At 46.8% G+C, this 17,832-nt stretch carries 14 protein-coding genes, 6 tRNA genes, 1 rRNA gene and 1 pseudogene (1 of these 22 only partly in view); 1 reads left to right on the top strand and 21 read right to left on the bottom strand.

Going from position 1 to position 17,832, the window contains the following annotated elements; all coding sequences use genetic code 11:
- Positions 1–12 precede the first annotated feature (12 nt).
- From acrB to DWZ40_RS06095, 6 genes and pseudogenes are all read right to left on the bottom strand, one after another.
- Positions 13–813, bottom strand: a complete 801-nt coding sequence (acrB, locus tag DWZ40_RS06120) for an acryloyl-CoA reductase electron transfer subunit gamma (protein WP_118541769.1) — start codon at positions 811–813, stop codon at positions 13–15.
- Between the two features lie 13 nt (positions 814–826).
- Positions 827–1,969, bottom strand: coding sequence for an acyl-CoA dehydrogenase family protein (locus DWZ40_RS06115; protein ID WP_118541767.1), 1,143 nt, complete (start codon positions 1,967–1,969; stop codon positions 827–829).
- A 299-nt stretch (positions 1,970–2,268) separates the two neighbouring features.
- Positions 2,269–3,906 (bottom strand): AMP-binding protein, encoded by a 1,638-nt coding sequence (locus DWZ40_RS06110; protein ID WP_118541765.1) that lies wholly within the window; start codon positions 3,904–3,906, stop codon positions 2,269–2,271.
- Positions 3,907–4,114: 208 nt separating this feature from the next.
- Positions 4,115–4,363 (bottom strand): annotated as a pseudogene (locus tag DWZ40_RS06105) (BadF/BadG/BcrA/BcrD ATPase family protein); the annotation flags it as partial.
- Positions 4,364–4,488: 125 nt separating this feature from the next.
- Entirely contained in the window at positions 4,489–4,647 is a 159-nt protein-coding gene (locus DWZ40_RS19405; protein ID WP_182431631.1) for a hypothetical protein, read from the bottom strand.
- Positions 4,648–4,860: 213 nt separating this feature from the next.
- The gene (locus DWZ40_RS06095) at positions 4,861–5,544 is read right to left on the bottom strand and encodes a GntR family transcriptional regulator (RefSeq protein ID WP_118541759.1); all 684 of its coding nucleotides are present in this window, start codon (positions 5,542–5,544) and stop codon (positions 4,861–4,863) included.
- A 234-nt stretch (positions 5,545–5,778) separates the two neighbouring features.
- On the opposite strand from DWZ40_RS06095, the gene DWZ40_RS06090 reads away from it, so the two are divergent.
- On the top strand, positions 5,779–6,075 hold the full coding sequence (locus DWZ40_RS06090; protein ID WP_118541757.1) for a hypothetical protein: 297 nt from the start codon (positions 5,779–5,781) through the stop codon (positions 6,073–6,075).
- Positions 6,076–6,394: 319 nt separating this feature from the next.
- Here the strand turns inward: DWZ40_RS06090 and DWZ40_RS06085 are convergent, their stop codons facing one another.
- The 15 genes from DWZ40_RS06085 to DWZ40_RS06015 form a co-directional block, all read right to left on the bottom strand.
- A complete protein-coding gene (locus DWZ40_RS06085; RefSeq protein WP_118541755.1) occupies positions 6,395–7,168 on the bottom strand; it encodes an enoyl-CoA hydratase-related protein in 774 nt (257 codons plus the stop codon).
- Between the two features lie 128 nt (positions 7,169–7,296).
- Complete coding sequence (locus DWZ40_RS06080; RefSeq protein WP_118541753.1) at positions 7,297–7,704, bottom strand: hypothetical protein; 408 nt, start codon at positions 7,702–7,704, stop codon at positions 7,297–7,299.
- Between the two features lie 423 nt (positions 7,705–8,127).
- A tRNA-Arg gene (locus tag DWZ40_RS06075) sits at positions 8,128–8,201 on the bottom strand.
- 273 nt (positions 8,202–8,474) lie between these two features.
- The gene (locus DWZ40_RS06070; RefSeq protein WP_118541751.1) at positions 8,475–9,779 is read right to left on the bottom strand and encodes an ATP-binding protein; all 1,305 of its coding nucleotides are present in this window, start codon (positions 9,777–9,779) and stop codon (positions 8,475–8,477) included.
- 216 nt (positions 9,780–9,995) lie between these two features.
- Positions 9,996–10,253 carry an HPr family phosphocarrier protein gene (locus DWZ40_RS06065; protein ID WP_347560054.1) on the bottom strand — a complete coding sequence of 86 codons (258 nt, stop codon included), beginning with the start codon at positions 10,251–10,253 and terminating at the stop codon, positions 9,996–9,998.
- A gap of 161 nt (positions 10,254–10,414) precedes the next feature.
- Complete coding sequence (locus DWZ40_RS06060; protein WP_182431630.1) at positions 10,415–11,950, bottom strand: response regulator; 1,536 nt, start codon at positions 11,948–11,950, stop codon at positions 10,415–10,417.
- On the bottom strand, positions 11,925–13,643 hold the full coding sequence (locus DWZ40_RS06055) for a histidine kinase (RefSeq protein WP_118541747.1): 1,719 nt from the start codon (positions 13,641–13,643) through the stop codon (positions 11,925–11,927). The genes DWZ40_RS06060 and DWZ40_RS06055 overlap by 26 nt, the downstream gene beginning before the upstream one ends.
- Positions 13,630–14,901: an extracellular solute-binding protein gene (locus DWZ40_RS06050; RefSeq protein WP_118541745.1), complete on the bottom strand. Its 1,272-nt coding sequence runs from the start codon at positions 14,899–14,901 to the stop codon at positions 13,630–13,632. Before DWZ40_RS06050 ends, DWZ40_RS06055 begins: the two co-directional genes overlap by 14 nt.
- On the bottom strand, positions 14,888–15,361 hold the full coding sequence (locus tag DWZ40_RS06045; protein WP_118541743.1) for a DUF3783 domain-containing protein: 474 nt from the start codon (positions 15,359–15,361) through the stop codon (positions 14,888–14,890). Before DWZ40_RS06045 ends, DWZ40_RS06050 begins: the two co-directional genes overlap by 14 nt.
- Positions 15,362–15,530: 169 nt before the next feature.
- Positions 15,531–15,616: transfer RNA gene (locus tag DWZ40_RS06040), tRNA-Leu, on the bottom strand.
- A 21-nt stretch (positions 15,617–15,637) separates the two neighbouring features.
- Positions 15,638–15,710: transfer RNA gene (locus DWZ40_RS06035), tRNA-Val, on the bottom strand.
- Between the two features lie 41 nt (positions 15,711–15,751).
- A tRNA-Asp gene (locus DWZ40_RS06030) sits at positions 15,752–15,825 on the bottom strand.
- Between the two features lie 28 nt (positions 15,826–15,853).
- Positions 15,854–15,927 (bottom strand) — tRNA-Ile (locus DWZ40_RS06025).
- 26 nt (positions 15,928–15,953) lie between these two features.
- A tRNA-Asn gene (locus DWZ40_RS06020) sits at positions 15,954–16,026 on the bottom strand.
- Between the two features lie 76 nt (positions 16,027–16,102).
- Positions 16,103–17,832 (bottom strand): 23S ribosomal RNA (locus DWZ40_RS06015) (it continues 1,220 nt past the right edge of the window).

Below are 17,832 nucleotides of genomic sequence, written 5' to 3'. Positions count from 1 at the left end.
TCCTCCCTGTTCCTAGATTGCGTGTTTCTTTGCAAGCAGACTTGCAAGCTCTTTAGCAGCTTCTGCAGCGGTACCGCCAAGAATCTGTCCTGCGCCCTTCTGCGGCGGGGTAAAGGAACGGAATACGTTGGTCGGTGAACCTTTCAGTCCGATGGTGGTCGGATCGATGAGCGGCTCGTCTTTTAATGCATTGTAGTCCAGAACAGTCAGAGGCTTATCCCAGCACTCCAGAATGCCCTTTACGGTCATGTAACGAACTTCATTTAACTCTTTTACGCAGGTGATCAGGCAAGGAGTCTGAACCTGAACGGTCATGTAACCATCCTCAAGCAGACGTTTTACAGTCAGGGAGTTGCCCTCTTTCTTGATGTCTGCTGCGTAGGTAACCTGCGGAATGTTTAATTTTTCTGCGATCTGCGGACCAACCTGTGCGGTATCGCCATCGATTGCCTGACGTCCGCAGAAGATCACATCTTCCGGTCCAACACCCAGGTTGTGCAGTGCGCCTGCGATGATCTGGGAAGTTGCGAACGTATCGGATCCACCGAACTCACGACCGGAGATCAGGACTGCGTCATCTGCGCCCATAGCGATCAGCTCTCTTAACATGCCCTCTGCTGGCGGCGGCCCCATGGTAACTACGGTTACCTGACAACCGGTAGCATCCTTTAATTCCAGAGCTGCCTCCGTAGCAGCCAGGTCATCCGGGTTGATGATGGTCTGCATGGATGCACGATCCAGTGTTCCATCTGCTTTTACAGCAACTTTTCCGGAAGTATCCGGAACCTGTTTTACACATACAAAAATTCTCATTCTAAGCTTCCTCCTACTTTAACAGACTTCTGGAAATAACGATCTGCTGTACCTGGCTGGTTCCTTCATACAGAGTCATAACGCGTGCATCGCGGTACAGACGCTCTACTTTGTACTCTTTGATGAAACCATAACCACCGTGGATCTGGATTGCCTTGCCTGCTACGCGGTTTGCCATCTCAGATGCGTAATATTTTGCCATGGAGCACATAACGGAGGCATTCTTGTCACCTGCGTCCTTTGCCATAGCGGTGTTGTAGATCAGGCAGCGTGCTGCTTCGATCTCAGTTGCCATATCAGCCAGCATGAAGCTGATGCCCTGATTGTAGGAAATCGGTTTGCCGAACTGTTTTCTCTCTTTTGCATAGTTGGTAGCTTCTTCCAGACAAGCCTGTGCAAGACCCAGGGACTGAGCTGCAACACCAAGACGGCCGCCGTCCAGAGTGGACATTGCAACGCCGTAACCTTTGTCTAACGGGCCTACCAGATCGCTCTTATGTACGCGTACATTCTCTAATACGATATCACTGGTCGGATATCCGTTGATACCCATCTTAGCTTCCGGCTTACCACAGGAAACGCCCGGCAGCTTCATATCTACTACGAAAATGGAAATGCCTCTTGCGCCCTTTAATGCCGGATTGGTTTTTGCGAATACAACTGCATAATCAGCGATCGGTGCACCGGAGATGAAGCACTTACGGCCATTTAATACATAGTAATCACCATCTTCCACAGCTCTTGTGGTCATGCTTCCTGCATCGGAACCTGCACCCGGCTCAGTCAATGCGAATACGATGTGTTTCTCACCTTTTGCAACCGGAACCAGATATTTCTGCAGCTGCTCTTCATTGCCGCATGCAAGCAGCGGACCGCCACCTAAGGAGTTCGGGGTGTTTGCATAAATTGCAAGTACCGGGCAAACACGTGAGAATTCCTCGTTCATCAGAACGTATGCCAGGCTGTCTCCACCCTGACCGCCGTATTTGGTCGGGATCTTAACACCGGAGAAGCCGTATTTTGCCATCTTCTTCCAGATTTCCTCGTTGAATCCACCTTCTTTATCCAGCTGTTCCTGAATCTCGGTTGTGAACTCAGTCTCCGCGAAATTGCGGAAGTTCTTTCTCATTAATTCATACTTCGCAGAAAGAATCATCGTTTGCCTCCTTTTAATTATACGGAATGAAATTTCCGTGTTTTTACGTTTCACGTCTGATTCCGACAAGATTCTTCGTAATCCGGCGCGTTTGTTATTTCTTTAACACCTGTGTTGATTATAACACATCCTTAACAACATGTAAACATAGACATGTTGTTTTGTGATCGTTTTTGCTAATTTGTACGAAATCAAAATGATTATTTTGTGCACTTCATACAGTGTCCGGCATTCTATTCTTCAAGCTGCCCGCTTTGACATGGCATCCAGGTAAATTACCCGGACTGTTTTTGCCTGGATCATCTCTTCCGGTGATCGTCTTTTCCGGTAGCGGTTGCTTCCGGATTGGCTTTGACGATCTCCGCTGCCTGCTTTTTCAGTTCCCCCAGCATGATCTTACCGCTGGCATTGACCGGAAGCGACTCAAAGCGCACAATGTGGGCTGGAAGCTTATAGTATGCCAGATGGTTTTCCAGATGCGTCATCAGACCGGTATTGCTGATGGTCCTTCCATCCTCCGGCACAATGCACGCAACGATCATTTCCTGTAAAACTTCTGCCGGGAGCCCGATCACCTTCACTGCTTTGATTCCCGGATATTTTAAGATTGCCATTTCGATTTCCCGCGGGGAAATATTTTCGCCGCCCCGTATGATCATTTCTTTGATGCGCCCCGTTACATACAGGAAGTTGCGTTCATCTACATGCCCCAGGTCTCCGGTGTGAAGCCAGCCATTGGAATCAATTGCCTTTGCTGTCGCCTCAGGAAGATTGTAGTATCCCTGCATCACATTGTATCCGCGCACACAGATTTCTCCATCCGTTCCAACCGGAAGCTTGTTTCCATCCTTGTCAAAGATTCCCACCTCGCAGTGACGGATCACCCTGCCTGCAGAATTGGCGTTATCCTCATCCGAATCTCCCACATCACCGATACTGACACAGGGAGATGTCTCGGTCTGGCCATAAGAAGCATGAAGGACCAGACTCGGAATTTCCCGGCGGATCAGCATATAATCCTGCGGGCTTAACGGAGAACCTGCAATGATTCCCCGGCGCAGGCTGCTTAAGTCATACTCCTTGTGCAGCGGATTATTGACAACCGCAAGGAACATGGACGGAACACCATTTAAAAGCGTACAGTGATAATCCTGCACTGACTTTAACACGGTTACGGTCTTGTAATACTCGATCACATGCATACAGAATCCGGTATGGATGCTGGATAAAAGGCTGGATGTAATTCCAAAACAATGGAATAAAGGAACTGCGATCAGCATTTTGTCCGACTCATCCCATTTCATATGCTCACAGGTTTCCAGGGAACTGTTCACCAGATTGTAATGGCTCAGCATCACGCCCTTTGGCATCGCAGTCGTTCCGGAGGTGAACAAAATTGCTGCTGTGTCGTCCGGGTTTACCTTCCGGATATAGCCGCCGATTTCTTTGGTGACCTTTTTCATGCGTTCTGCAAAAACAAAGCTTTCTTCTGTCATCCAGCGGCGTGCGGTATCTCTTCCTATATAAATCCAGCGTTTTACGACACCTTCCAGTTCTTCTTTCAGCGAAACAACCATGTCCTCGTAAACCAGTTTCTTATACCCTTCGCCATAATAAACAAACTCTGCATCTGCATAGCGGAGGACCTTTGCCATCTCCTCGGTACTGTAACAGGTATTTAAGAGAATCGGAATTGCTCCGATCTTGGTCAGTGCCAGAAAGACAATGATCCAGTTTGGGGAATTGGTACTCCAGATTCCCACATGTGTTCCTTTCCGGATCCCGCAGGAAAGCATACGCCCCACCATATAATCACTGAGGGTATCCAGATCCCTCCAGGTGTAACGCTGCTCATCTGCTTCCAGCGCAATTTTATCCGCACTTTCTTTGACCCTGCTTCTGAGACATTCCGCAATTGTTTTTTTAATCAGCCTCATGATAGCTCCCCTTTAACTCCTTCATTCCATTCAGAAACTTCCTGCCCGCAAACTGCAGTCTTTCCATGTCACCCTCCATATAGCATGCACAGATTCGACCACATTGGAGCAGTTTTGACCTATGTTCCATAATTCTGTTAAAATTATATCACATTAGGGAATGCATGTAAATACAGATATGTCAATTTCGACATATTTTTTATCCGTTGACTTCGGTGACATCCGCACGTTTTGCCAGTGCTGCCGTACGGCTTGCAACCGAATTGCAGATTCCGGCGATCAGATCCGAAAGCTTCACACCTTTGGAAAGCTGGGAAATGACCTCGGATTCCGCAAATACCGTACAGGTACTGGAGATCCGGACCGGCTCTTCTGCTTTTAATGCGTAAGCTCCGAGTTCATCGACATCCAGCTGCAAAATTCCAGCCATCACATCCAGAAACCGTCCGGTTCCGGCCTTCACAAGGCTTTTCGCCCGTATCGTCTTTCCATCTTCCAGGATCACACACTTGGAAGTTGTGGATCCGATATCAATTCCCAATGTATATACCATAATCGTCTGCTCCTTTTTGCGCTATTTGCTCAGCCCTGCTCCGACCATACCGTCTCAACCAGATTTCCTTCCGGATCAAACTCCATCGGAACCGGTCCGCTTACATAGCTGATGCCCGGAAGTTCTTTGATTGATTCGTACAGGGCTTCCGACACTTCAATCGTGCTCATGGCAAGCGTATTTTTCATGTGAACCACCCGCACCTTGTTGAAATACTGGCTTTTTCCTGGTTTTCGCCGTGCTTTGAAACGATTTTTTGCAAAATCAGCAAATCTGCCGCGAGTGTCCCTGCCGCTATGCAAAAAAGAAAACCACGTAAAATCGTGATTTTCCTTTCCGTTTTTGCAGACCGACGCACCCAGGTTGTTGACCCATTTTTAACAATCTTAGCCGTGTTTTCCTCAGGAATAAATAAAATATTCCGGAGATACCCGTTCCTGGATATACTTTTGCCGGGTCTCTGTATTCAGATGTGAATGAAGCAATTCATGTGCTGTCTTGGTATCCCTTCGCATCAATGCTTCCATGATCGTAGTATGCTCTTCGATGATTTCCGGCTGCCGGCGGCTCTTTCCAACATCAAAATTTCTCCAGCGGCGGAAATGAATGTAATCTTCGCTAATGAGCGCCATTACACCTTTTCTTCCGACTGCCTCCAGAAAGCATCCATGAAATTCGTTATCCAGCTCATAAAACGCATCCATATCAATTTGCTGCTGCATGGCCTCTTTCTGTTTTTCCAGACAGATTTTCATGCTTTCCTGCATTTTATCGAGCACTTCCTGGGATGAAAACTGTAAAAGACGAATCGCCTCCTGCTCCACTGCCTCCCGGATAAAAAGGATCAGCTCCACACGCTTCATGTCGATCAGGCTGACAAAGGTTCCCCGCTGCGGATAAACCGTTACCAGCAACCGTTCCTTCAGACGGCTGATCGCACTGCGCACAATATGTCTGGTAACTCCATACTGTTTGCATAATTCATTCTCACTGATCTTCTCTCCTGGAAGATAAACCAGTTTTTCTATCTTGTTGCATAAATCTTCGTAAATCGCATCACTGCTCACATATTCCTGCGGCATCATAATTCGCTTTCCCGCTCACTTTCTTTTATTCTCTTTTTCTCTCCCATCATGTGAGTATTCTATCATTTATATCACAATTATACGTTATTCACACTTTTTTTACAAGTCGTTCTTGGTCACGATCTCTATGGACATTCCCATTTGTCTGTGTTACGATAGCAGACAGCTGCTGATCCATCTGCTATGGCATCCGTCAGCTGCTTTTTTATCTTACAACAGCAAAGAGGGGTTTTTATGATTACACCAGAACAGGCCAGAACAGAATACGGTTTTACCGACTGTACCGCCCAGGAAGATGACATAGCACTCGGACTTTATCAGTCAGCCCATGCTCTTTTCCAAAGTCATTTTATGCAGATCGTAGAATATTCTTCCCCCGCAGTCATCGCAGTGATTGCCATTCTTGCGCTGGCAGGCATCCTGACTGTGGGAATAAGTCCAATCATGCTTCTCATGCCTGCTGCCATGGCTTTTGCATTCTTTCCCTATTACTGCAAGATCAGTCAGAAACGTCATGAAAGATCTTTATAACCAGATCGGAGAGGGTTTCCGTGTCCGCCTGATCCTTGCAGATCACCCAAATGCCCGGCAGATCATCGCTGTTCCCGCCAATTTTGCAAGTACTGTCATCGGGAAAAAGCAGGTTTCTTTCAAAGACCAGCGAGGCATTACACTCTGGACTGTCCGCACAGCGGAAGACTTAAAAATCTTTCATCAAAATGATCCAGCAATCCTGATCATTTACGGAAAGGTGTTGATTCCGCTTCACCGGGACACAGAACTCTTCCAGATACATTCCTGTCATATTCTTTTATCTCCTTCTCGTTTTTCTCATCCTGAATTTTTATCATCAGCGGAACTTTGCTGCTCTTTTCTCCTTAAACGCAGTAAATCCCTCAATCTGATCCGGTGTTCCAAAGCAGGCCGCCATATAGCCAAGTTCGATATTCATGCCAGTGTCGATATCTGCATCGATTCCGGCATTCACCATTGCCTTCACCATCGCAATCGCTGAAGCCGAATGATCTGCAATCTGACTGGCCATTTTGTAAACTTCCTCCATCAGATTTTCCGGTTCCGTCACATAATTTAAAATACCAAGCTCCAGTGCATCCGCAGCCGTCAGCATCTTCCCGGTAAACATGATCTCCTTTGCCTTGTTGATTCCAACACACTTCGGAAGACGAAGACTTCCATTGAAACCTGTTGTAATTCCCAGAGTCACCTCTGGAAGACGGAGCTTGGCTTTGCTGCAGGCGAAACGGATGTCCGTGCACAGGATGAACTCAAATCCACCACCAAACGCATAGCCATTCACTGCCGCGATCGTTGGCTTATCCATCAGCTCGATTTTTCGGAATAATGCAGCACCCTTGCGGGAATAACGGATTGCCTCCATGGCACTGCCGCCATCCATCTCTTTGATGTCCGCTCCTGCAATAAAAGATTTTCCTTCTCCCGTAAATACTACCACACGCACGGCATCATCCGCGATGACATCATCCACCGCAGCATCCAGATCAGAAAGAAGCGCACTGTTGAGTGCATTCAGCGCCTCCGGTCTGTGAAAGGTAATGGTCGCGATCCTGTCGTTCTTTTCCAGTAAAATATACTTAAGTTCCATCGTTTCTCTCCTCTCGCGTGATCTTCTTTTATTATAGCAGACTCTTTTTCATCCACAACACCCTCCGCTTACATTTCTGTAAAACGGAGGGTGTGTTGTTGGCCAATGAAATTTATTTTTACAATCGGTTATGCCGGAAGATATGCACATCCTGTCACTGCTACAAATGCAAGCATCAGAAGGAGTGTAATGATCGGGCAGACTACGTTAACTGCACCTGTCTGCAGATAAGAATTCCGATGGGTGTTTCCGGTATAACTGATAACCGAAACAACCAGTCCGCAATGCGGAAGGGAATCCAGGGTCAGTGCTGCAATGGAAGTACAACGGGACAGAACTTCCAGATTTACATGATTCGGGTTGGTTGCAATATCACCAATAAAGTTTTCAATGATTACCGGCATAGCAAGACCAATACCACCGGTGCCAGATCCGGTAACACCGGCAAGACCACCTACGGTAACAGCCGATGCGATAACCGGGTTGCTGAATGTACCTACCAGAAGTCCACACAGGGTTGCATATGAAGGAACCATCCGGAAGAAGTACCTGCACCGGCACCAGTAAACAATGCTTCAGTCAGAAGGTATACCAACGACGCAATAAATGCAGAATAGAATACCGGGACACCTTTGAATACCAGCAGGATTACAATTGCGATACTCACAAGAATAAGAAAAATGACCCCCTTTTTTTATTTAACCATAGTCATCCCCGATTTATTTTGCACCGCGATCTCGCTGCTGGCCAAACAGAATGAATACAGACAAAATCAACCGGTTTTTAGAAGAGATGAGGTTTTTTCTCATCGCCCTCAAAGATCATCCTTATTATATTTGCTGGTCATTTTTTGACAATGGCAGTAATCGCCAAAAAGATTCTTTTATTTTTATGATAGAAGAAAATTTTCTATAAAGCAAAGAAAAAAGGCACTCTCTCATGAGAATGCCTTTCCGATACGTGCGCGAGAAGATTCGAACTCCCGACACCTTGGTCCGTAGCCAAGTGCTCTATCCAGCTGAGCTACGCACACATATTCTTTTATTTTGTTGAGCTCTTGTTCGCTGCAACGATGTATATGATACCGCATGTTTCCTGTTTTGTCAACACTTTTTAAAAACTTTTTTAAAAAAATTTTCAAAAGCCTTTTTCCCTGGTTTTTCACAAGGAAAAAGCAGCTAAGAAATGGCTTAGATACGCCATTCTTTGCTGCTTCCCAACCTGTTTTTCAAAACAGGATTCCAAATTTTTTCTTGCACACATGCACCTGCATATCCCGCAGACAGACCGTTTTGCCAGACTAATTTTACACGGTTCCCAGCAGATAATTGATAAACTGCTGTGCAGTACGTCCGGAAATTCCGCCGTGGCTTAATTCCCACTTGTTTGCTTCCGCACGGAGTTCGTCATCCGACATGGTGAGTCCTACACGGTGAGCCAGCTCAACCACAATGTTGAAATATTCCTTCTGGGACGGCTTGGAGTAGTTGATGGTCACACCAAAACGGTTTACCAGGGACAGCTTCTCTTCCATCGTATCGGAACGATGCATACCATTCTGGCTTTCGACATCATCACGGTCGCTCCAGTTTTCTTTGATCAAATGTCTGCGGTTGGAAGTTGCGTAGATCAGGATGTTGTCCGGCTTGGTCTCAACGCCACCCTCGATAACAGCTTTTAAGAATTTATACTCAATCTCAAACTCCTCGAAAGACAGATCATCCATGTAAATAATGAACCGGTAATTGCGGTTCTTGATCTGGGCGATCACGGAAGACAGATCCTTAAACTGATGCTTATAGATCTCGATCATGCGCAGACCCTGATCATAAAATTCATTGACAATCGCTTTGATACTGGTAGACTTACCGGTACCGCTGTCACCAAACAGCAGAACATTGTTGGCTTTCTTGCCTTCCACAAAAGCGAGGGTATTGTCCACCAGTTTCTTCTTCTGGATTTCGTAACCGATCAGGTCATCCAGCATAACGGCATCCATATTGTTGATCGCACAGAAGTTCACGCCGCCATCCTCACGGGACTGAATGCGGAATGCCTTGTTCAGACCAAACATGCCGACACCATAAGCTTTGTAGAAGCCGGTCACTGCGTCAAAGAATGCCTCCTCATCTGCTGCTGCTGCCAGCTTTTCGCTCAGCATACGAACCTTTTCACTGACATTCTTATTGTACATCAGGTCCTTTTTGCCAATCGCCTTATAGTTGGTCAGGCGGGTAAAGCAATCAATACCAAGATACTCCTCCAGACCGCTGAAATCGTAATGGAACAGCTCCATAAATGCCTTAAAATCACTCTTCGCAAAATAATTGACACTGCCGTCGTTCGCCCCTACCTTCTCGCAGGTAATGCTGAACGGATTTTCATTGGTGATCAGCAGAAAGGTCAGATAGTTCTGCCATAAGTTTTTATCAAACCCGTAATCCGTTGCCACCTGAAGCAGGTGTTTGATCTGGGTAAAAGTCCTGGTAAGCAGTTCTTCTTTCGTCTGGCTTTTATCGTCTGCTTTGCGGGTGATATCGGCCAGCTGCATTAAAATCGTATCGTTCGGCATATCGCCGTAGATCAGTAAGCGGGAAACAATCTTGTACATTTTTCTCTCCTCATCTGTTTTTATTCTTTGTGGTAACTGTGCATCTTGGAAAGATGAATCCGCACATAGCGGACTTACGCTTCTTACCATCAGAATCCTTTGATTTTTTTGCGAAATTACTTCGATTTTACCACATCTTTCCATAAAATAAAAGACAGAATAGCATGCGCTATCCTGTCCGGTATGGGGGAACAAATAATTGAAAGTCTCGTATTCTTATGCTGCTCTGAACTTCTCAATATTGTGGAAAAGATCGGTGCAGTCATTGCTGTAAATCTTTAAATTTACAGTCTGGTTAAAACCCAGGTTCATGATACCCAGTAAAGATTTGGCATCTACTACAACGCTGCCGCGGCAGAGATCCATATCAAACGGGTACTGCTCTACTGTTTTTACAAAATCCAGTACTTCATCCGGATTACGGAAAGTCAGATTCATCTCTCTCATAATGGTCACTCCTTCTTTACTCTGCATTGATAACGGTTCCTATCGTTCCCGTTACCTGCATCCTATAAAACAATACACAATTGTATGATGTCATCTTTTTTATGTTGACATTATTCTACCATTTTCGCAGAAAATGCAAAGAGGAAATTTTTTAAAAAGGAGTAACTATTTAAGGTGTTATTCCTTTGTCAATGATTCTGTTTCCGGAATTGGGCCGGAAGCATGCCAACTTCTTCCTTAAATACCTTACTCATGTACTTTGGATCCGAATATCCCACCATTTCCGCAATCTGATTCAGCTTCAGCCCGGAATGCAGGAGCAATTCCTTCATGCGTTCAATTCGCACTTTCCGCAGGGTTTCCGTAAACGACATACCGGTTTCTTTTTTGATCAGCGTACTCAAATATTCGTCGGTCACGCAAAGACGTTCGGCCAGTTCCTCCAGTGTAATCCCCTGGCTATAGTAAGTCTCGATCAGGGAAAGTGCTTTTTTTACCAATAAACTGACATGTTCCGGCTGATCGTGTACTCCGGTGATCTCATCATAAAAATGCTGCATCAGCTGCCGGATTCGCTGCCAGGAAATCGCCTGGGACAATCCCTCCATAGTATGACGCATGGAAATATTATCGGTAACCCGTCCCATGGAATTGGAAACCGTAACCATCGCTACGACCAGTCTCGCCCACGCCTCACGGATTTCATCCGGATGATGCGGCTCCTCCACGCAATAGGCAATGAGCTGCTCTAAAATCCGGTCATAAGCCACCTTATCCCGCTTTACCACTGCCTGCTTCAGCTGGGATTCCAGATCCGGTGAATACTTAATTGGAACCGTTTTGGTCGCCCGGATCTGTTCCTCTGTCATCAGACTTCCTTCCGGGAAGCACAGCTTCCACATTCTGGCCTGTTCCAGTTTTTCAAACCCTGAGGACAGGGAGGTCAGTCCCTCACAAACCGTCCAGCAAAAGATCGGCGCATGCTCCAGACTTCGGTAGGCTGCAGGGATCACACGTTTTTCATACCAGTTTCGAATTTTTTCCGGATCTCTTATATTGTAAAATACCATCACGATCGCACGATAGCGCACGGTTGTCAGCATGCAGACCGAATATTCCGTTCCAGCCGACAGATATGGCTCCAGAAAGCGCTCTGCCGGTCCATAATACTCATCGTAATAATCACTCAGATATGCCATCAGAACCGCAAATGTACCATGGCTGTTTAACCCGTACATGGATTCTGCATAAGACTCCAGTTCTTCATCCACCGTAAGCTCTGCCAAAAGCGCAGAGCGAAATATCTGTTCTAATGACAGCAGCTTTTCCTGCATTTTCCGCGTACCGGCTTCCTGACGGAGTGATAAATTCACAGCCTCCAGTGTTTTCTTTAATTCATCGATCTTAATCGGTTTCAGCAGGTAATTTTCAATTCCCAGTTCAATCGCCCGTTTGGCATACGAAAAATCCGAATATGCCGTTAAAACTACAGCCTTTCCCTGAAACCCCTTTTCCCGCAGTTTTTCCAGCATGGTCAACCCATCCATCTCCGGCATCTGGATGTCCATGATCACGAGATCCGGATTTTCGTCCAAAATCCTGTGATATCCTTCCAGACCATCTTTTGCCGCACCCATAACTTCATAATCCGGACTCAGTTTCGGGAGCATCTTCGTCAGTCCGTTGCGAATCGATTTCTCATCTTCCACTATTATAATTTTCATTCTGATTGCCTCCACATACCGCTCGAATAAACAGATGCACACTGGTTCCGGAACCTTCCTGACTTTCAAAATACATCGCGTGATCTTCCCCGTAGTAAAGTTCCAGACGTTTTCTGACATTGGCAATGCCGACATGATGGCCGGAATCACTGTTTTTATCATTCAATTCTCTTACAAGCGCTGGCGAAATTCCGCATCCGTTATCCCGGATCCGGATATAAAACTGTTCGTCCAGAAGTTTCATGGAAATTTCAATCTTACACGGCGATATCATCCGGCGAAAACCATGATTGATCGCGTTTTCCACAAATGGCTGAAGAAGCATTTTATGAATCCGATACCCTAACAGTTCCGGTGGAACATCCGTGATCACCTGAAGTGGCTGCTCCAGTTTTTCCTTCTGAAGCATGATATAATGATCCAGCCAGGAAAGCTCCTGGCTAATGCTTACCATATCTCCCGGATTCCGAATCGAATAGCGCAGGATATCTGCCAGGGCCCCAACCATTGCGCTTACCTCATAATCATCATGCTCCAGAGCCTTCCAGTTGATCGTATCCAGGGTGTTGTACAAAAAATGAGGATCGATCTGTGCTTCCATTGCCTGAAGTTCCGCATTTTTCTGTTCTACTGTTGACTGCTTCACCGCCTCAACCAGCTTCTTTAACTGGCTGGACATCTCATTGAAGCCGGCTTCAATCCGCTCCACTTCATTTCGTGGATTCGCAACGCCTGAAATCTGAACCGAAAAATTTCCATTTTCTATTTCGGACATTGCGTACACCAGTTTTCCAACCTCATCCAATACCGGTCTGGTCATGAGCCAGACAATGGATGTTGATAAAATCGTTAACGCTACCAAAGTCCCAAGACCAATTCCAATATTACGTTTTACCACCTGATCGTACTGGGCGATCGAATAAAAATGATATATATTCCATCCTGTTTTTTTATTCTCTGTTTCCAGTACCCGGTATCCCCGGTGCGGTTTCGTGGAAATACTGCTCCCGATCTGTCTGGCATCTGCCGCTGCAATGATAGTATCCCCTTCACAGACATATACCGAAGAGTTCCCATCGGCCTGAATTTCTTCCCAGAGTACAGACTGGTCAACACTCAGGATCACGGTCCCGATTCTGCGGTTGATATTCCGGTAATCTGCGAGCTTTCTTGTAAGCTGAAGCATATGGAGCGAAGTATCTTCCCCTTCATTCTGATAAGAATTTCCGTGATAGACAGCCATCTTTCCCTGCATGTCTCCGGGAGATACCTGATTTGCCCATTTGGTTGACACAAAAGAGGCTGCTCTCCGGTCATAAAAGCAGATCGTACCAGACTCCGTAATCAGCGTAATTCCTTCAATCCCGGCATTTCGGTTGCATAGATGCGACAGATTCCGCCGAATCTGATATTTTACTGCATCGGAGGCCTTCTCTGCTTCATTGATCTGCTCCACCAGATCTATGATCTCATCATCTGTACAAAAATCATAAAGGACCATATCGTACTTATCCATGATCATTTGAAGCATGTGATTCTCTGTATATAACTCCCCCTCCAATTCTCTCTGCAAATTCGATTGCATAAGTTTCCACGTCTGCAGCTGCAAATACAAAGAAAAACCAAGAATGGGGATTACCAGAACAACTGCCAGGAAAAAAATCATGGAGCGCAGGCTTCTACTCTTTTTCATAGTTCTCCCTCCTGATCCGGCTGATGCGTTCAGAAAGCTGTTTTAACTCATCCGGGTCATCCTGCCCCAGGATCACACGGTTAATGCTTTCTGCAATTTCCATCGACAAGGATGGCCAGTAAGCCTCTATTTCCCGGAGTTTCGCCTGTTTCAGATAATCCCAGTATGCCTTTTTCTCCGGGTCCCGGCCGATCTGCTCTTTCAGCATATCTCTTCTTGCAGCAAGATATCCCATACTATCCTGACACTTCTTCACCTGTGCCGGTTCCGACATGAATTTTACAAATTCTCTGGCAGCCACCTCGTGTTCCGGGTCTGTCACGGCGAGAACTTCCCCACCACTGACCGTAACCGCGTTCTCTCCACAGGGAAGCTTTGCCATCGCAAAATGCAAAGAAGGATTTTCTTTTCGAATCTCATATTCATAACCAGATGTCATAAACGCCATTGCTATATTTCCATTCGCAAATTCCCATCCAATATCCGATAAGGTCATATTGACATTATCTTCACTCAATGCACCATTCTGCGCAAGCTGCTTCAGGAATCCAAAGGCTTCCTCTCCCGCCGGGGAATCAATCTGGGCAAGACTTCCCCCATAATTCCATAGGATCGGTAAAAAACAAAAACTGCTTTCCTCACTTTGCAAGGCCGGAAATGCGCATCCGGATATCTGGTCGGTTGTGACCGCTTCTGCCGCTCTTACAAACTCCTCAAGTGTTTCAGGCGGTTCTATCCCTGCCTGCTTCAAAATATCCGTATTGTAATAAAAAATCAGACAGTTTAAGCCTAATGGAAGTCCTATGATGCGTCCATCCTTTGCCCGGCAGCTGATCATAGCCCTGGAAAGATATTCCGTCTCGTTCACCTCTTCAGAAAGATCGGATAAAATCCCCGCCTTATCATAATATTGGACATCCGAAGAGTCTACAATCGCCAAATCCGGAGTTTCTCCGGAGGCTGCCGCCAATACCAGACGCTTTTTAAAATCTTCATCTGCGATATAATTCGCCCGAACCTCAATATCCTCATGCATCGCATTAAATTCCTGGATCATGCCAGCCAAACACTGTCTTGAATCCTGTCTCGCCCAGTAATGCCATAATTCTAGCACTGTTTTTTCTTTCGTTTTTTCCTCTTTTGGAGCTGAGCAGGCACTGCACAGCAGCATAACACAAAGAAGGAATAGCCCCGCCCGTTTGCCAGAAACTCTTTTTCGCAAAATCGGCTCATCTGACATTGCCTTATCCCTCTGCATTTGCCCCGCCTTTCGTCATACGTTCATGTTCCTCTTTAATTTCTTCATACAGATGGTAAAATGTCCAGTGCGCATTCGTTTCCGTCACAATGGCCTTCAATTCTACCTTCACAACTCCTGCCTTTCGAAATGCCGCCAGAAGTTCATCGATCCGGCGGCTCGTAAATCCATGCATAACCAGTACTTCATCCTGAATCATCGGATGCTGGTCTTGATTCTGATCCTGGCTTGGTTCCTGGCGCTGCTCCTGCAGATTCCTTACCAACTGCTCTTTATTTTGATTTTCTTTTTCAAATCCTGAAATCCCGGCAAGGGCTCCTACCGTTTCGTCAAACTGTTCTGGCGTCACATTTCGGATTCGAATCCCCATGCGCACCAGGACTCCTTTTAATTTTACAACTTTTGATGATGCTTCCGGATTATAATAAAGTACTGTTTCGCGTGCTGTTTTTCTTATCATCGCTATCTTCCCTTCTCTTGATCGTCTCTATTTTGTTGCTGCCTGAAAACAATATTCTTTCTTTAAAGTTCTTTTCCCTATCTGCTCTCAATTCTCCTTCTGTTTCACTACTCTCTTAGAGTAACAAAAAAAGGTATCTCTGTAAATACAGAAATACCTTTCACGTAAATGCCGCAGGCCGGAATCGAACCGGCACGGGAGATTAGTCCCGCAGGATTTTAAGTCCTGTGCGTCTGCCAGTTCCGCCACTGCGGCATCTATGGCTGACTCGCCAAATGGGGCCTATAGGGCTCGAACCTATGACCCTCTGCTTGTAAGGCAGATGCTCTCCCAGCTGAGCTAAGACCCCTTTTCCAATATGGAATTGTAACGATCTGATCGACAGATCAGCGACCCGGATGGGGTTCGAACCCACGACCTCCGCCGTGACAGGGCGGCGCTCTAACCAGCTGAGCCACCAGGCCAAAATAATAATAAAATTGGATTTGAAAATGGACCTTCAGGGACTCGAACCCAGGACCGACCGGTTATGAGCCGGTTGCTCTAACCAACTGAGCTAAAGGTCCGAAACCTTGAGGTCCTTTCAGACCAGCTCCCCGAGTAGGACTTGAACCTACGACAGCGCGGTTAACAGCCGCGTGCTCTACCGACTGAGCTATCGAGGAATACATCTAAATAGGAAGGTATATACCCTCAAAACCACATATTGAATTTCATCCGTTTTCTCTTACCTAAACCGTCTTGGTTAAGCCCTCGACCTATTAGTGACAGTCAGCTGCATGTGTTACCACACTTCCACCTCTGCCCTATCTACCTCGTCGTCTTCAAGGGGTCTTACTACTTGCGTATGGGATATCTCATCTTGAGGGGGGCTTCACGCTTAGATGCCTTCAGCGTTTATCCCGTCCCGACTTGGCTACTCGGCCATGGGTTTGATACCCAACCGATGCACCAGAGGTCAGTCCATCCCGGTCCTCTCGTACTAAGGACAGCTCCTCTCAAATATCCTACGCCCACGCCGGATAGGGACCGAACTGTCTCACGACGTTCTGAACCCAGCTCGCGTACCGCTTTAATGGGCGAACAGCCCAACCCTTGGGACCTACTTCAGCCCCAGGATGCGATGAGCCGACATCGAGGTGCCAAACCACTCCGTCGATGTGAACTCTTGGGAGTGATAAGCCTGTTATCCCCAGGGTAGCTTTTATCCGTTGAGCGATGGCAATCCCACTTTATACCACCGGATCACTAAGTCCTAGTTTCCTACCTGCTCGACCCGTCGGTCTCGCAGTCAAGCTCCCTTATGCCTTTGCACTCTGCAAATGGTTTCCAACCATTCTGAGGGAACCTTTGAGCGCCTCCGATCCCCTTTCGGAGGCGACCGCCCCAGTCAAACTCCCCACCTGACATTGTCCCCCAGCCGGGTCACGGCTGCAGGTTAGAAACCCAGTCACACAAGGGTGGTATCCCAACAGCGGCTCCATGAAGACTGGCGTCCTCATTTCTTAGCCTCCCACCTATCCTGTACATGTATAACCGAATCCCAGTATCAAGCTGGAGTAAAGCTCCATGGGGTCTTTCCGTCCTGGCGCAGGTAACCAGCATCTTCACTGGTACTTCAATTTCACCGGGTGCATTGTCGAGACAGCGCTCAAATCATTACGCCTTTCGTGCGGGTCGGAACTTACCCGACAAGGAATTTCGCTACCTTAGGACCGTTATAGTTACGGCCGCCGTTTACTGGGGCTTAAATTCAAAGCTTCGATTGCTCTAACCTCTCCTCTTAACCTTCCAGCACCGGGCAGGCGTCAGCCCATATACCTCACCTTTCGGTTTTGCATAGACCTGTGTTTTTGCTAAACAGTTGCTTGAGCCTATTCTCTGCGGCCTGCTTGCGCAGGCACCCTTTATCCCGAAGTTACAGGGTCATTTTGCCGAGTTCCTTAACAATGCTTCTCCCGCCGGCCTTAGGATTCTCTCCTCATCCACCTGTGTCGGTTTACGGTACGGGCACATATCACACAATAGCGGCTTTTCTTGACAGTTCGAATTACCAGCTTCCCTACTTTTGTTCGGTCCGCATCACGCTTTCGGATTGTTAAGCGGATTTGCCGGCTTAACTCCTTCTTCGCTTGCCCCGGTCTTTTCATTCCCGGGTCTGGTTATCGTCCTGTGTCCCCACAGTTCTGATGATATGTGGTACAGGAATTTCAACCTGTTGTCCATCGACTACGTCTTTCGACCTTGCCTTAGGTCCCGACTTACCCAGAGCAGATCAGCTTTACTCTGGAAACCTTAGATATTCGGCCTGGAGGATTCCCACCTCCATCTCGCTACTCATTCCGGCATTCTCTCTTCTTAACACTCCACAGCTCCTTATCGGTACTGCTTCGCCGCAGTTAAGAATGCTCCTCTACCACTTGCCATAGGCAAGTCCACAGCTTCGGTGTCGTGTTTCAGCCCCGGACATT

Source organism: Clostridium sp. AF32-12BH (assembly GCF_003477935.1).
GTDB lineage: Bacteria > Bacillota > Clostridia > Lachnospirales > Lachnospiraceae > Brotaphodocola.
This window is presented reverse-complemented; position numbering and strand designations above follow the sequence as displayed.

Coding starts and splice junctions, on each gene's coding strand:
- DWZ40_RS06070 (WP_118541751.1), bottom strand. CDS start 9,779: ATGTACAAGATTGTTTCCCGCTTACTGATCTACGGCGATATGCCGAAC.
- DWZ40_RS06065 (WP_347560054.1), bottom strand. CDS start 10,253: ATGCAGAGTAAAGAAGGAGTGACCATTATGAGAGAGATGAATCTGACT.
- DWZ40_RS06090 (WP_118541757.1), top strand. CDS start 5,779: ATGATTACACCAGAACAGGCCAGAACAGAATACGGTTTTACCGACTGT.
- DWZ40_RS06110 (WP_118541765.1), bottom strand. CDS start 3,906: ATGAGGCTGATTAAAAAAACAATTGCGGAATGTCTCAGAAGCAGGGTC.
- DWZ40_RS06095 (WP_118541759.1), bottom strand. CDS start 5,544: ATGATGCCGCAGGAATATGTGAGCAGTGATGCGATTTACGAAGATTTA.
- DWZ40_RS06085 (WP_118541755.1), bottom strand. CDS start 7,168: ATGGAACTTAAGTATATTTTACTGGAAAAGAACGACAGGATCGCGACC.
- DWZ40_RS06060 (WP_182431630.1), bottom strand. CDS start 11,950: ATGAAAATTATAATAGTGGAAGATGAGAAATCGATTCGCAACGGACTG.
- DWZ40_RS06115 (WP_118541767.1), bottom strand. CDS start 1,969: ATGATTCTTTCTGCGAAGTATGAATTAATGAGAAAGAACTTCCGCAAT.
- DWZ40_RS06045 (WP_118541743.1), bottom strand. CDS start 15,361: ATGATAAGAAAAACAGCACGCGAAACAGTACTTTATTATAATCCGGAA.
- DWZ40_RS19405 (WP_182431631.1), bottom strand. CDS start 4,647: ATGAAAAATACGCTTGCCATGAGCACGATTGAAGTGTCGGAAGCCCTG.
- DWZ40_RS06055 (WP_118541747.1), bottom strand. CDS start 13,643: ATGAAAAAGAGTAGAAGCCTGCGCTCCATGATTTTTTTCCTGGCAGTT.
- DWZ40_RS06050 (WP_118541745.1), bottom strand. CDS start 14,901: ATGCAGAGGGATAAGGCAATGTCAGATGAGCCGATTTTGCGAAAAAGA.
- acrB (WP_118541769.1), bottom strand. CDS start 813: ATGAGAATTTTTGTATGTGTAAAACAGGTTCCGGATACTTCCGGAAAA.
- DWZ40_RS06080 (WP_118541753.1), bottom strand. CDS start 7,704: ATGGTTCCTTCATATGCAACCCTGTGTGGACTTCTGGTAGGTACATTC.